The sequence below is a fragment of the Streptomyces sp. NPDC015661 genome (assembly GCF_043077765.1).
Lineage (GTDB): Bacteria > Actinomycetota > Actinomycetes > Streptomycetales > Streptomycetaceae > Streptomyces.
The window spans coordinates 372,667-386,963 of sequence record NZ_JBIBST010000004.1 but is presented as its reverse complement, the minus strand read 5'-3'; the positions used below and the strand labels follow the sequence as shown (position 1 = coordinate 386,963).

At 71.8% G+C, this 14,297-nt stretch carries 10 protein-coding genes; 5 read left to right on the top strand and 5 right to left on the bottom strand.

Annotation, left to right across the window (positions count from 1 at the left end; genetic code table 11):
- Position 1: 1 nt before the first annotated feature.
- Positions 2-457, bottom strand: a complete 456-nt coding sequence (locus ACF07V_RS13610) for a VOC family protein (protein ID WP_392153916.1) — start codon at positions 455-457, stop codon at positions 2-4.
- Between the two features lie 129 nt (positions 458-586).
- Between ACF07V_RS13610 and ACF07V_RS13605 the strand changes: the two genes are divergently transcribed.
- From ACF07V_RS13605 to pepN, 5 genes are all read left to right on the top strand, one after another.
- Positions 587-1,129, top strand: a complete 543-nt coding sequence (locus ACF07V_RS13605; protein ID WP_392153914.1) for a CGNR zinc finger domain-containing protein — start codon at positions 587-589, stop codon at positions 1,127-1,129.
- Between the two features lie 194 nt (positions 1,130-1,323).
- A complete protein-coding gene (locus ACF07V_RS13600) occupies positions 1,324-4,644 on the top strand; it encodes a S8 family serine peptidase (protein WP_392153912.1) in 3,321 nt (1,106 codons plus the stop codon).
- A 167-nt stretch (positions 4,645-4,811) separates the two neighbouring features.
- On the top strand, positions 4,812-5,828 hold the full coding sequence (locus ACF07V_RS13595) for an aspartate-semialdehyde dehydrogenase (RefSeq protein ID WP_392153910.1): 1,017 nt from the start codon (positions 4,812-4,814) through the stop codon (positions 5,826-5,828).
- 86 nt (positions 5,829-5,914) lie between these two features.
- Positions 5,915-7,099 (top strand): TerD family protein, encoded by a 1,185-nt coding sequence (locus ACF07V_RS13590; RefSeq protein WP_392153908.1) that lies wholly within the window; start codon positions 5,915-5,917, stop codon positions 7,097-7,099.
- A gap of 52 nt (positions 7,100-7,151) precedes the next feature.
- Complete coding sequence (pepN, locus tag ACF07V_RS13585; protein ID WP_392153906.1) at positions 7,152-9,725, top strand: aminopeptidase N; 2,574 nt, start codon at positions 7,152-7,154, stop codon at positions 9,723-9,725.
- Positions 9,726-10,042: 317 nt separating this feature from the next.
- On the opposite strand, the gene alc is transcribed toward pepN, so the two are convergent.
- The 4 genes from alc to ACF07V_RS13565 form a co-directional block, all read right to left on the bottom strand.
- The gene (alc, locus tag ACF07V_RS13580; RefSeq protein ID WP_392153904.1) at positions 10,043-11,194 is read right to left on the bottom strand and encodes an allantoicase; all 1,152 of its coding nucleotides are present in this window, start codon (positions 11,192-11,194) and stop codon (positions 10,043-10,045) included.
- A gap of 109 nt (positions 11,195-11,303) precedes the next feature.
- Positions 11,304-12,230, bottom strand: coding sequence for a LysR family transcriptional regulator (locus tag ACF07V_RS13575; protein WP_392153902.1), 927 nt, complete (start codon positions 12,228-12,230; stop codon positions 11,304-11,306).
- Positions 12,231-12,277: 47 nt separating this feature from the next.
- The gene (locus ACF07V_RS13570) at positions 12,278-13,243 is read right to left on the bottom strand and encodes a DMT family transporter (RefSeq protein WP_392153901.1); all 966 of its coding nucleotides are present in this window, start codon (positions 13,241-13,243) and stop codon (positions 12,278-12,280) included.
- 5 nt (positions 13,244-13,248) lie between these two features.
- The gene (locus ACF07V_RS13565) at positions 13,249-14,253 is read right to left on the bottom strand and encodes an EamA family transporter (protein ID WP_392153899.1); all 1,005 of its coding nucleotides are present in this window, start codon (positions 14,251-14,253) and stop codon (positions 13,249-13,251) included.
- Positions 14,254-14,297: the final 44 nt, after the last annotated feature.

Genomic DNA, 14,297 nt, shown 5'->3' with positions numbered 1-14,297 from the left:
GTTAGAAGAAGCCGCAGGTCGGGGCCGTTTCCGAGGGGGCCTCCGCGTCCTCCGCACCCTTGGGGACCGAGATTTCCAGGCGGGTGCCGTCCGGGTCGTGGAAGAAGATGCCGCCCGAGGCCGCGCCCTCGCGGTGGGCGACGACGCCCTCGTACGCGAAGGTGGCGCCGCGTGCCGTGAGCGCGGCCTCGGCGGCGCGGACGTGCTCGATGGACTCCGCCTCGAAGGCCAGGTGGTGGAGGCCGGGCCGGCCGGAGTCGTAGGCGCCGTCGGCCTGCTGCCAGAGGGTGAGGACCAGGCGGCCGTCCTGGCCGAGGAAGGCGTAGCGGCTGTCCTGCTCCGCTCCCTCGCCGAGGACGTCGAAGCCGAGGACGTCGCCGTAGAAGGCCAGCGAGCGCGTCAGGTCGGTGACGTTGAGGCCGACGTGATGGGTGGCGAGCGTGCCGATCGCGGACATGAGGGTTCCTCTCGGGTACGGGCAGCCCCTTCGGGCTAACCCCTCATTTCGACTTTAGAGGTTAGTCGCGAGCTCAGTCAACCGTTCACGTACTCTTGAGGGGTTAGCTCACCGAGGAGGGTGTCCGCCATGACCGTCGTCGATCCGCGCCCACTCGTCGGCGAGCCCGTCTCCCTGGACCTGCTGAACACCCGCTGGAACGACGAAGGTGCCCGCCAGGACCTGCTGACGGACGTCGAGGGGCTCTCCGTCTGGCTCGCCGCCAACGGTCTGGAGCAGCGGTTCACCGCCGACGCGGCCACCCTCCGGCACACCCTCGCCGCCCGGGACGCGCTCGCCGCGCTCGTCGACCGCCCCGGCGACCCCGCCGCCACCGCGCGCGTCGACGACGTCCTCGGGCACGGCCGCATCCGGGCCAGGCTCACCGTCGAAGGCCCCGGCGAGGAGGCCGAGTTCGCGGACCCCGCCCGGGGCCCCGGCTGGATCGCCGCCCGCGACTACCTCGACCTGCTGCGCACCGCGCCCGACCGGATCCGGGCCTGCGCCCACGAGGCCTGCATCCTGCACTTCTTCGACACCTCGCGGAACGGCACCCGCCGCTGGTGCTCGATGGCCGTCTGCGGCAACCGCGCCAAGGCCTCCCGTCACTACGCCCGCACCAAGGAGAGTTGAGCCGCACTTCACGGCAACTCGCCCTGTTTCGACCGAGTTCGTCCCGCGTGGCGCGTCCATCGCGCTGGCGGGTTTGTGCCGCGGCGGCAATCCGGCCCCTGACAACTCTCCCCAAACCCCTGTCGCTTGCGAAAGGCTGAGCGGTCATCCGGCATCAAAATCCGGACACCGTCCTTTCACAAACAGGGATGTAAATGACCACCCCCGACACTCAGAGCTCCATACCCGGAAGCTCGACGCACGGGCCCAGACGGGCGGCCCGTATCGCGGCCGCCGCAGGACTCGTCGCCGCGCTCGTCGCGACCGGTGCCGCGCCCGTACTCGCCGTCGACGAGCCGGCCGCCGCTTCCCCGGTCAAGTCCGCGGACCCGGCCGACAAGCTCGGCGCCACCGACGCCCAGCGCCTCTCCGAGGCCGAGGCCGCCGGCAAGCCGAACGTCACCGTCCTCGTGGCCACCGCTCCCGGCGCCACCGAGCAGGTCGCGGGCCAGCTCGACGCCGTCCCCGGCGCCTCCGTCGGCAAGCAGGACGACAAGCTCGGCTACGTCCGCGCCACCCTGCCGACCGCGAAGGCCGACGCGGCCATCAAGGCCGCCACCAAGCTGTCCTCGGTCCAGTCGGTCGACCTCCAGGCGGAGATCGAGCTCGACGACCCGACCCCGGACGCGGGCACCGTCACGGGCGCCGTCGAGGGCACCACGGTCACCACGACCTACCCCGCCCCCGGCAAGGACACCCCGGCGAAGAACCCGTACAACCCCTCGTACGAGACGGGCGCGGTCGACTTCGTCAAGGAGCACCCGAAGGCCGACGGCCGCGGCGTGACCATCGGCATCCTGGACTCGGGTGTCGACCTCGGCCACCCGGCCCTGCAGAAGACCACCACCGGCGAGCGCAAGATCGTCGACTGGGTCACCGCCACCGACCCGCTCACCGAGGGCGACGGCACCTGGCGCGCCCAGATCACCCCGGTCGCGGGCCCCGTCTTCACCGCCGCCGGCTCCAGCTGGAAGGCCCCCGAGGGCTCGTACCAGTTCAGCCGCTTCAGCGAGTCCGTCACCGCGGGTGGCGACCCCAAGGGCGACATCAACCGGGACGGCGACACCACCGACCGCTTCGGCCTGCTGTACGACGCCGCCGCCGGCACCGTCCGTGTGGACACCGACCAGGACGGCGACTTCACGAACAACCAGCCGATGAAGCCGTACAAGGACGGCTACCAGATCGGCTACTTCGGCACCGACAACCCGGCCACCGAGGTCGTCGAGCGCACCCCGTTCGTCGTGCAGATCCGCAAGGACGTCGCGATGGACCCGCTGGGCGGCGACTGGGTCGGCAAGAAGGCCGACTTCGTCAACGTCGGCCTCGTCGAGTCCGAGCACGGCACGCACGTCGCCGGCATCACCGCCGCCAACGGCCTCTTCGGCGGCCGGATGAGCGGCGCCGCCCCCGGCGCGAAGATCGTCTCCTCCCGCGCCTGCACCTGGTCGGGCGGCTGCACCAACACCGCGCTCACCGAGGGCATGATCGACCTCGTGGCCAACCGCGGCGTCGACATCGTCAACATGTCGATCGGCGGCCTGCCGCTGCAGAACGACGGCGACAACGTCCGCGCCCGCCTCTACACCCGTCTCATCGACGAGTACGGCGTGCAGCTGGTCATCTCGGCCGGCAACGAGGGCCCCGGCATCAACACGATCGGCGACCCCGGTCTGGCCGACAAGGTGCTGTCCGTCGGCGCGGCGATCTCCCAGTCGACCTGGGCCGCCAACTACGGCTCCGCCGTCGAGAAGAAGTACGCCATGTTCCCCTTCTCCTCGCGCGGCCCGCGTGAGGACGGCGGCTTCACCCCGACCATCTCCGCCCCCGGCTCGGCCGTGAACACCATCCCGACCTGGCTGCCCGGCGCGGGCGTCGCCGAGGCCGGCTACACGCTGCCCGCCGGCTACGGCATGCTCAACGGCACCTCGATGTCCTCGCCGCAGGCGGCGGGCGCGAGCGCGCTGCTGCTCTCGGCCGCGAAGCAGAAGGGCATCAAGCTCTCCCCGCTCACCCTGCGCACCGCGCTCACCTCGACCGCCCAGCGGATCCCGGGTGTCGCGGCCCACGAGCAGGGCGCCGGCCTCATCGACATCGAGGACGCCTGGGACTCGATCCTGTTCGGCGCGACCGCCCACGACTACAAGGTCGAGGCCCCGGTCGACACCGCGATCTTCCCGGCCCCGCACACCGGCACCGGCGTGTACGACCGCGAGGGCGGCCTCAAGGTCGGCCAGAAGAAGGTCTACGACGTCACGATCACGCGCACGAACGGCCCGGACCGCCCGGTCTGGCACGAGCTCGGCCTGAAGTACAACGACGGCACCTTCAGCATCCTCGGTGACGACTTCGTCGCCCTGCCGCTGAACAAGCCGGTCACCGTCAAGCTCCAGGCCCGTCCGAAGACCTCGGGCGTGCACAGCGTCATCCTGGAGGCCGACGACCTGTTCACCGAGGGCGTCGACAAGCAGATCCTCGCCACCTCGGTCGTCTCCAGCGACCTGGTCGCGCCGGGCTACGGCTACTCCGTCTCCGGCACGACGCAGCGCAACAGCCACAAGTCGTACTTCGTCACGGTGCCGAAGGGCGCCAAGACCCTCGAGGTCGGCATCAGCGGGCTGAAGGAGAAGAGCCAGACCCGGTTCATCACCCAGCACCCGTACGGTGTGGCCCTGGAGGACAACGCGTCCAACCAGTGCTACCCGCACTACAACCCGGCGAACACCTGCCGCCCGGACCTGCGCTCCTACGCGAACCCGGTCCCGGGCGTCTGGGAGATCATCGTCGAGTCCCGCCGCACGTCGCCGGACCTGGACAACCCGTTCACGCTGAACGTGTCCGTGCTCGGCGCCGACTTCGACCCGGCCGTGCAGACCGTCCCCGAGGCGAAGGTCGGCACCCCGGCCGCCGTCCAGTGGAAGGTCACCAACGGCTTCGCCGCCCTCGACGGCCGGCTGAAGGGTGGCCCGCTCGGCTCGCAGAAGAGCGAGAAGGCGACCATCCAGCACCACGAGCAGCAGATCAAGACCGTTACCATCGGCGAGGGCGTCGAGCGCCTCGACATCGCCATCGGCAACACCTCCGACCTGTCCGCCGACCTCGACCTCACGGTCAAGCTCGGCGACACGCAGGTCGGCCAGTCCGCCGACGGCGACTCCGAGGAGTCCGTCACCCTGATCAAGCCCGCCGCGGGCACCTACACCGTCGTCATCGACGGCTACTCGGTGCAGGCCGCCGGTGGCACCAGCTACGACTACAAGGACGTGTACTACTCGTCCGCGCTCGGCTCCGTGAAGGTCGACGAGTCGAAGCCGGTCCAGCTGGCCAACGGCGCCTCCGCCCAGGTCGGCGCCGAGGTCCTGGTGAACGCCGCCGCCCCCGAGGGGCGCCAGTTCTTCGGCGAGGTCCAGCTCCTCAACGCCCGCGGCACCGTCGCGGGCACCGGCAGCGTCCTGATCGGCGCGGTCACCCCGTAGCACCGTGCGAGTGAGGGGGCGGGCGCCGAAACCGGTGCCCGCCCCTTTCGCGTCCTCGCCTTCGTCCGCGACGCGTCCGTCCTTTGGACAATGGATTGGACAAGGTGGCCGGGGACATACGCATCATGGACCGGCAGCACCCTGCACATACGTACGGAGGAGTCCCCGTGAAGGTCGGAATCGTCGGAGCCACCGGTCAGGTCGGCACGGTCATGCGCAAGATCCTCGTGGAGCGCGACTTCCCGGTCGACGAGCTGCGGCTCTTCGCCTCCGCCCGGTCCGCCGGCACCGTCGTCGACGGCGTCACGGTCGAGGACGCCTCCACCGCCGACTACACCGGCCTGGACATCGTGCTCTTCTCCGCCGGTGGCGCCACCTCCAAGGCCCTCGCCGAGAAGGTCGCCTCGCAGGGCGCCGTCGTGATCGACAACTCCTCCGCCTGGCGCCGCGACCCCGAGGTCCCGCTGGTGGTCTCCGAGGTCAACCCGCACGCGATCAAGGACCGCCCCAAGGGCATCATCGCCAACCCGAACTGCACCACGATGGCCGCCATGCCGGTCCTCAAGCCGCTCCACCAGGAGGCCGGCCTCACCGCGCTGATCGCCACCACCTACCAGGCCGTCTCCGGCTCGGGCGTGGCCGGTGTCGCCGAGCTGGACGGCCAGGTCAAGGCCGTCGCCGAGCGCGCCACCGAGCTGACCCACGACGGGGAGGCCGTGGCCTTCCCGGAGCCCGGCGTGTACCGCCGCCCCATCGCCTTCAACGTGGTCCCGCTGGCCGGCAACCTCGTCGACGACGGCACGCACGAGACCGACGAGGAGCAGAAGCTCCGCAACGAGTCCCGCAAGATCCTGGAGATCCCCGAGCTCAAGGTCTCCGGCACCTGCGTGCGCGTCCCGGTCTTCTCCGGCCACTCCCTCCAGGTCAACGTCCGTTTCGAGCGTCCGATCAGCGTCGAGCGCGCCTACGAGCTCCTCAAGGACGCCGAGGGCGTCGAGCTCTCCGAGATCCCGACCCCGCTCCAGGCGGCCGGCAAGGACGCCTCGTACGTGGGCCGCATCCGCGTCGACGAGACCGTCGAGCACGGCCTCGCGCTGTTCCTCTCCAACGACAACCTGCGCAAGGGCGCGGCGCTGAACGCCGTGCAGATCGCGGAGCTCGTCGCGGCCGAGCTCAAGGGCTGATCCCGCCCGGAGCCCTTACCGGAGGGGCGGCTTCCCGTTGCGGGGAGCCGCCCCTCCGGCGTGTCCGCGCGTGCCACAGTTCCCCCATGACCCGGATATCCAAGGGGGCGAACGTCCCCGTGCCCCCGCAGGCCCTTCATGTCGCGGTCAGCTGGCGCACCGGGCACGGGGTGCCAGACGTGGACGTCTCCGCCCTGCTCCTCGGGGCCGGGGATCGGGTGCGGGGCGACGCCGATCTGGTCTTCTACAACCATGCCGAGCACCCCTCGGGGGCCGTGCGGCACCTGGGGAGGTCGGCCCCGGGCGCGCCCGGCAGTCCGGCCGCGGACTGGCTGTGGCTCGACCTCGCGCGCGTGGAGCCCGATGTCGGGCGTCTGGTGATCGCCGCCTCCGCCGACGGGGGCGCCTTCGGGCAGGTGCCGGGGCTCGACGTGCGGGTCACGGACGGGGCGGGGAACCCGGTGGCGTACTGCGCGATCGGGGACGCGACGACGGAGACGGCCTTCGTCTTCGGGGAGTTCTACCGGCGGGACGGCGGCTGGCGGTTCCGCGCGGTCGGCCAGGGGTACGCCTCGGGGCTCGCCGGGCTCGCGACGGACTTCGGCATCGTGGTGGAGTCCCCGCCGCCGCCCATCCCGGGCCCCGGCTACGTGCCCCCGCCGCCACCCCCGGCCCCCGCCGCCCCGCCCGTGCCGGTGGCCGATCCGTACGGCGGGGCGTTCCGGCCCTGTGTGTACCAGGGGCGCGGCAAGGAGACCGTGCACTGCGACCCGGGTCTTCCGGCGGGGCACTGGGTGCTCCTGGAGATCGAGTCGTACCACTCCCTGTCCACGACGATCGAGTCCTGCGACGCGTACGGGCGGGCCGAGGACTTCCTCCTCACGGCGTACGAGGACGACGTACGCGCGCGTACCGTCGCCCTCGTCCCGCGCGCCCGCCCGCTGTCGCTGCGGGTGGAGGCCGACACCCCGTGGACGCTGCGGGTGCTTCCACTGTCCCACGCGCGCCGTTTCGACAGCCACGTCGAGGGGATCGCGCACGATCTGGTGATCTACGAGGGGCCGGCCGGGGTATTGGACTTCGCGCACCACGGGGAGTCCAACTTCACGGTCCATCAGCACACCCCGCCGCTGGATCCGCTCTACGACGACGAGGAGCAGGACCTGCTGGTCAACGAGATCGGGGAGGTCCGGGCGAGCGCCCCGGTGCCGGGGCCCGGGCTGCTGCGGATCAGTGGTGACGGACCGTGGAAATGCTCGGTGCGCCGCTGACCCGGCCCGTGGAAGGATGGCCCAAACGTCACGAAACCGAGGAGTTGACCGGGTGCCTGGGACAAACCTGACCCGTGAAGAGGCTCAGCAGCGGGCGGCGCTGCTGACCGTGGACGCGTACGAGGTCGACCTCGACCTCACCGGTGCGCAGGAGGGCGGCACCTACCGGTCCGTCACCACCGTCCGCTTCGATTCCGCCGAGGCCGGCGCCGAGACCTTCATCGATCTCGTCGCCCCCGCCGTCCACGAGGTCGTGCTCAACGGCCGCGCGCTCGACGTCGCCGCCGTCTTCCGCGACTCGCGGATCGCGCTGGCCGGTCTGGCCGCGGGCCGCAACGAGCTGAAGGTCGTCGCCGACTGCGCGTACACCAACACCGGTGAGGGTCTGCACCGCTTCGTCGACCCGGTCGACGACCAGGCCTATCTGTACACGCAGTTCGAGGTGCCGGACGCGCGGCGGGTCTTCGCCTCGTTCGAGCAGCCCGACCTGAAGGCGACCTTCCAGTTCACCGTGAAGGCGCCGAGCGGCTGGTCGGTGATCTCGAACTCGCCGACGCCGAAGCCCGAGAACGACGTGTGGGTCTTCGAGCCGACCCCGCGGATCTCCACGTACATCACGGCCCTCATCGTCGGCCCGTACCACTCGGTGCACTCGACGTACGAGAAGGACGGGCAGGTCGTCCCGCTGGGCATCTACTGCCGTCCGTCGCTGGCCGAGTTCCTCGACGCGGACCACATCTTCGACGTGACCCGCCAGGGCTTCGACTGGTTCCAGGAGAAGTTCGCGTACGACTACCCCTTCGGCAAGTACGACCAGCTGTTCGTGCCGGAGTTCAACGCGGGCGCGATGGAGAACGCGGGCGCGGTCACCATCCGCGACCAGTACGTCTTCCGCTCGAAGGTGACGGACGCGGCGTACGAGCGCCGGGCCGAGACGATCCTGCACGAGCTCGCCCACATGTGGTTCGGCGACCTCGTCACCATGGAGTGGTGGAACGACCTGTGGCTGAACGAGTCGTTCGCCACCTTCACCTCGGTCGCCTGCCAGGCCTCGGTGCCCGGCACCCGCTGGCCGAACGCCTGGACCACCTTCGCCAACGCGGAGAAGACCTGGGCCTACCGCCAGGACCAGCTGCCGTCGACGCACCCGATCATGGCCGAGATCAACGACCTGGAGGACGTGCTGGTCAACTTCGACGGCATCACGTACGCCAAGGGCGCCTCGGTCCTGAAGCAGCTCGTGGCGTACGTCGGCCAGGACGAGTTCTTCAAGGGCGTCCAGGCGTACTTCCGGGCGCACGCCTTCGGTAACACCCGCCTCTCCGACCTCCTCGGCGCCCTGGAGGAGACCTCCGGCCGTGACCTGAAGACCTGGTCGAAGGCGTGGCTGGAGACCGCGGGCATCAACATCCTCCGCCCGGAGATCGAGACCGACGAGAACGGTGTCATCACCGCCTTCGCCGTCCGCCAGGAGGCCCCGGCGCTGCCCGCCGGTGCCAAGGGCGAGGCCGTGCTGCGCCCGCACCGCATCGCGATCGGCTTCTACGACCTGGACGAGAGCGGCAAGCTGGTCCGCACCGACCGCCTGGAGCTGGACATCGCGGCGGCCGAGCTGACCCCGGTCGCGGAGCTGGCCGGCAAGGCCCGCCCGACGGTCGTCCTCCTCAACGACGACGACCTGTCGTACGCGAAGGTCCGCCTCGACGAGGTGTCCCTGAAGAACGTCACCGCGCACCTCGGCGACTTCGCCGAGTCCCTGCCGCGCGCCCTGTGCTGGGCCTCGGCCTGGGACATGACCCGCGACGGCGAGCTGGCCACCCGCGACTACCTGGACCTGGTGCTCTCGGGCATCGCCAAGGAGTCCGACATCGGTGTGGTGCAGTCCCTCCAGGGCCAGGTGAAGGCGGCCATCGACCTGTACGCGGCGCCCGAGTGGCGCGCGACGGGCCTGGCCCGCTGGGGCGCCTTCGCCCAGGAGCAGCTGCGCGCGGCCGAGGGCGGCAGCGACCACCAGCTGGCGTGGGCGCGGGCCTTCGCGGCGACGGCCCGCGAGGACGCGGAGCTCGACGTGCTCGCGGCGCTGCTCGACGGCTCCGAGGTCATCGAGGGCCTGGCCGTCGACACCGAGCTGCGCTGGGCGTTCGTGCAGCGCCTCGCGGCCACCGGCCGCTTCGAGGAGGCGGAGATCGCCGCCGAGCTGGAGCGCGACCGTACGGCGGCGGGCGAGCGGCACGCGGCCACCGCGCGCGCGGCGCGTCCGACGGAGGCGGCGAAGGCGGAGGCCTGGGCCTCGGTCCTCGAGGACGACAAGCTGACGAACGCCGTGCAGGAAGCGGTCATCGGCGGCTTCGTGCAGGCCGACCAGCGCGAGCTGCTCGCCCCGTACACGGCGAAGTACTTCGCGTCGATCAAGGGCATCGCGGAGACCCGCAGCCACGAGATCGTCCAGCAGATCGTGGTCGGTCTGTACCCGACGTACCAGGTCTCGCAGGAGACGCTGGACGCGACGGACGCGTGGATCGCCGAGCACAACCCGGTCCCGGCGCTGCGGCGCATGGTGACGGAGTCCCGTGCGGGCGTGGAGCGTGCCCTGAAGGCGCGGGCGGCGGACGCGGCCGCGAAGTGACCCGGGGCTGAATCCCGGAAAAGGGGCGCCCTCCCCCGTGGGGGCGCCCCTTTTCCGTGCTTGGAGTCCGCCCGCGGGGCGGTGCTTGGAGTCCGCCCGGCGGGCGGGCGTCGGCGCGCGGCCGCGCCGCCGGGCGGAAGTCTTTCCCGGCCCTAGGGCCTGTCTGACCATTCGCGTCGGATCAGGCCGGGTCGTCCGGTGCGTGCGATCGGCGTGCGGCCGGGGCGCCCTCGTAGCGGAGCTACTTGGGTGTTCCGGCCGTGCGTCGAGCGTGCGTGCCGGGCGGGCCGTACCCGACGGGAAGGGTCAGACAGGCCCTAGCCGCCGAGCGCCGCGTAGCGGGCGCGCAGGTCGGCCGCGCCCTGCTCCGTCAGCGTCCCGTGGAGCCGCATCCGGGCGACGCCGCCGTCGGGGAAGGCGTCGAGCCGGACGTGGGTGACGACGGCCTGCGCGGGGAGCTTGAAGCGGTGCAGGGTGTCGGGCTGGAGGCGGGTGCGCGGGATGATCTCGAACCATTCGCCGCTGTCGCCGTTGCGGCCCTGGAGGGCGATCCAGCCGGCCGAGTTGCCCTTGAGGTAGGCGGTGTCGATCTCGACGGCGCGGACGGCGCCCTGGGCGACGAGCTTGAAGCGGACCCAGTCGTTGGTGTCGCGGACCCGGCGGCGGCGGTTCTCCCAGCCGTCGTCCATCTTGCGGGAGGTGCCGGGCAGGATGATCTGAGTCGGCGAGGAGTAGAACTTGTCCGAGGCGTCCTCGTACGAGCCGCCGTTGAGCACGGCGATCAGGTCGAGGGTGCCGAGGAGCTCCAGCCATTCGGGGTCGGGCACGACCTCGCCGTGGACGCGGAGCCGGGCGACGCCGCCGTCGGGGTGCTGGCAGAGCCGTACGTGGGTGAAGCGGCGCTCGGCGGTGATCTCGAAGCCGTTGGCGGCGTGGCCGCGGACGGGGGTCGGCGGGACGAGCTCCTCCCACTTCGCTTCGAGCAGCTCGGCGGGGCTGGGCGTGGGGGCACCCCCGCCGCCAGGCAGGGGGACCTCGACGGCGGCGGCCTGGATGCTGACCTTCTGCGGGTAGTTGCCGCGGAAGTGGGCGGTGTCGACGATGATGCCGCGGATCACGCCGGGGGCGCCGAGGCGGACGATCGCCCAGTCGTGGTCCTCGGGGGCGGGGAAGACGTTCTCGGCGTCGGCGCCACGGCGGCGGCGGGTCTCCCAGCCGTCCATGATCTTGCCCTTGTGGCCGAAGTGCTCCGGGTCGAAGACGGCGCGCTCGCGGACGAGGAGGTTCTCGCGCTCGGCGAAGAACTCGTCGTTGGCGGCGACGACGCCGGCGCCGAGGCGGCGGTCGGCGAGGTCGACGAGCTCGGTGAAGGGGAAGTCACCGGTGCGGTAGTCGGCGTAGGGGTCCCCGCCGGAGTAGGGGGCGGCGTCGTTGGCGTGCGGGTCCTGGTGCGCGTCGAGGCTGCTCATGGGACGAGCTTCCCTCCGCCCGAGCACCCCGGTCCATCGAATGTTTTCGACGATGCCATTCAGTTCAGCTGAACAATCGCGGGAGTGGTTCCGCTGAACGGTCGCGGGGTCAGTTCTGCTGAACGGTCTCGCGGGCCGCCGCCGCCTGCCGGAGCGCGGCGAGCACCCGGGCCACCGCCGGGCCCTCCTCCGCCCCGCTCCGCACGGCCGCGACGACGTGGCGGCGCGGCTGGTCGGCGGAGAGGACGCGCATGACGACCCCGGTGCCGCCCCGGCGGTCCGCGAAGGCCATCCGGGGCACCAGCGCGATCCCCATGCCGGCCTCGACCATGGCGAGGATCGCGGTCCAGCCGGAGGCGCTGTGGGCCTGCTCGGGCACGAAGCCGGCGGCCTCGCAGGCGGCGGTGGTGATCTCGGACCAGGGCCCCGAGCCGCCGAAGATCCAGGGCTCGGCGGCGAGGTCGGCGAGCCGCAGCCCGGGCGCGTCGGCGAGCGGATGGCCAGCGGGCAGGGCGACGTCGAGGGGGTCGGCGAGCAGCGGGACCCGGCTGTACTTGGGGTCGCGCGCGGAGGGCGCGTGGGCGGCGAGCGAGAGCGCGAGGTCGACCTCGCCGGCGGTGAGCAGCTCGTACGCCTCCGCCGCCTCGGCCTCCCGGATCCGGACGTCGAGCCCGGGGTGGGCGGTCCGCAGCTGTCGTACGGCGGGCACGACGAGCGCGGGCACGGAGGTCGAGAAGGCCGCCACCCGCACCTGTCCGGCCTCGCCCCGCAGATACCCGTCGAGTTCGGCGTCGGCGCGCTCGAGCTGGGCGAAGACCACCTCGGCGTGGCGGAGCACCAGATGGGCGGCGTCGGTGAGGCGGACCCGGCGGCCCTGGGCCTCCAGGAGGCGCACCCCGACCTGTTTGGCGAGGTTGGTGAGCTGCTGCGAGACGGCCGAGGGGGTCATGAGCAGCGCCTCCGCGGTCGCGGTGACGGTGCCGCGGTCGCGGAGGGTGCGGAGGATCTGGAGCTTCTTGATGTCCCACTCGGTCATGGGGGGCAACTTATCCGGCGGTCCCCCTGTTCGAGGGAAGCCGAGTGCTAGGAGGCGGAGCTCATGGCGACCCCGCCGAGGATGAGGACCATGCTGGCGCCGCCGAGGAGGCCGAGCCGTTCGCCGAGCAGGGCGTACGAGAGGAGGGCGACGCAGACGGGCTGGAGGTAGTAGACGATCCCGGAGCGGGCGGCGCCGATCAGGGTGACGGCCTTGTTCCAGGCGAAGAAGGCGACGGCGGAGGAGAGCACGCCGACGTAGACGAGGGGGCCGACGGTGCCGGTGGTGGGCTCGAAGCCGCCCTGGACGGCGAGGCTGATCCCGTACGCCGGGAGGAGCATGAGGGCACCGAGGGCGAAGGTGGTGAAGAGGAAGGCGAGGCCGCCGAGTTCGGCGGGGCGGCGCTTGAGCAGGGCGCTGTAGGAGGCGAAGCAGACGGCGGCGGCCATGACCCAGAGGTCTCCGGTGGCGAAGTCCGGGGCGAGCGAGCCCTTGCTGACGAGCAGGAGGACGCCGGCGCAGGCGATCAGCATGCCGGTGGTGCGGCGCGGGCCGAGGCGGTTGCCGCCGAGCCGGGCGAAGACGGCCATGAGGACCGGGGAGGCGGCCATGATCATGCCCATGTTGCCGGCGGAGGTGGCGGTGCCGGCCTGGTTGACCAGGGTGTTGTAGACGGTGATGCCGAGCAGCGAGGCGAGGGCGAGGAAGCGGAGGTGGCGGCGGATCAGGTGCCGCTGCCGCCAGGTCTCGCGGGCGGCGAGCGGGGCGACGGCGACGAGGGCGACGATCCAGCGCCAGAAGGCGGCCTGCACCGGGGGGACGGTGTCGTGGAGGGCGCGGGCGACGACGAAGCTGCCGGACCAGACGACGGTGGCGAGGAGGGCGAGGAGCACGCCGAGGCCGGCGCCCTTGGCGGGCGTCGGCCTCTCGGTGGCTGCGGTGGTGCTGTCGGTGGAGGTGGAGGTGGCGGTGGAGGTGGCGGCGGTCGGGTTACGGGCGGTGATCAGGCTCATGCCCGTTACCGTCGCACCCCCGAACCCTCCAGGTCCATCGAAACTTCCTGACCGTTCTTTTCAGCTGCACTGAACGATTCAACCTCGGGGGTCCTGAGGGCCTTGGGGGCCTCGGGGGCCTCGGCGGCCTCGGGTGCCTTCTTGGCGGCCTTCGCGGTACGGGGGCCGAGCTGGCCGGCCAGGGTGGCGCCGAAGGCGATCAGCATGCCGAGCACCTGCACCGGGCCGAGGGCCTGACCGAGCGCCACCCAGCCGATGACGGCGGCGGTGATCGGCGAGAGCGGGCCGAGGAGGGTGGCCGAGGAGGCGCTCAGCCGCTCGATGCCGCGGAACCAGAGGAAGTACGAGATCGCGGTGTTGCCGAAGGCGAGGTAGGCGTAGCCGGCCAGGTTGGCGCCGGTCAGGGCCGGCGGGGCGCCCTCGATCAGGAAGGCGATGGGCGCGATGACCAGGCCGCCCGCGGTGAGCTGCCAGCCGGTGAGCGCGAGGGCGCCGACGCCCTCGGGGCGGCCCCAGCGCTTGGTGAAGACGATGCCGGCGGACATCGAGAGCGAGGAGAGCAGTCCGGCAAGGATGCCGACCAGGTCGAACGCGGCTCCGGCCTTGAGGACCACGAGGCTGACGCCGAAGGCGGCGGCGACGGCGGTGAGGAGGGTCTTCACCGTGGGCTTCTCGCCGAGGAAGAGGGCGGCGAGGCCGACGACGAAGAGCGGGCCGACGGAGCCGACGACCGCGGCGACGCCGCCGGGCAGCCGGTAGGCCGCGAGGAAGAGCAGCGGGAAGAAGGCGCCGATGTTGAGCGCTCCGAGGACCGCGGACTTCCACCACCAGGCGCCCTGCGGGAGCTTGCGGGTGATCGCGAGGAGCAGGAGGCCGGCGGGCAGGGCCCGCAGGAGGCCGGTGAGGAGCGGCCGGTCGGGCGGCAGGAACTCGGTGGTGACGAAGTAGGTGGAGCCCCAGGAGATCGGGGCGAGGGCGGTCAGTGCGACGACGGCGGCCTTGCGGGACATGACGGTTCCCCCTGCTGTGGAGTCCTGCGGTGGAGTGCCGGACT

Bases quoted from the DNA above. Each gene is read 5' to 3' on its own strand.
- ACF07V_RS13565 (WP_392153899.1), bottom strand. From the start codon at position 14,253: ATGTCCCGCAAGGCCGCCGTCGTCGCACTGACCGCCCTCGCCCCGATC.
- ACF07V_RS13600 (WP_392153912.1), top strand. From the start codon at position 1,324: ATGACCACCCCCGACACTCAGAGCTCCATACCCGGAAGCTCGACGCAC.
- ACF07V_RS13590 (WP_392153908.1), top strand. From the start codon at position 5,915: ATGACCCGGATATCCAAGGGGGCGAACGTCCCCGTGCCCCCGCAGGCC.
- alc (WP_392153904.1), bottom strand. From the start codon at position 11,194: ATGAGCAGCCTCGACGCGCACCAGGACCCGCACGCCAACGACGCCGCC.
- ACF07V_RS13575 (WP_392153902.1), bottom strand. From the start codon at position 12,230: ATGACCGAGTGGGACATCAAGAAGCTCCAGATCCTCCGCACCCTCCGC.
- ACF07V_RS13610 (WP_392153916.1), bottom strand. From the start codon at position 457: ATGTCCGCGATCGGCACGCTCGCCACCCATCACGTCGGCCTCAACGTC.
- ACF07V_RS13570 (WP_392153901.1), bottom strand. From the start codon at position 13,243: ATGAGCCTGATCACCGCCCGTAACCCGACCGCCGCCACCTCCACCGCC.
- ACF07V_RS13605 (WP_392153914.1), top strand. From the start codon at position 587: ATGACCGTCGTCGATCCGCGCCCACTCGTCGGCGAGCCCGTCTCCCTG.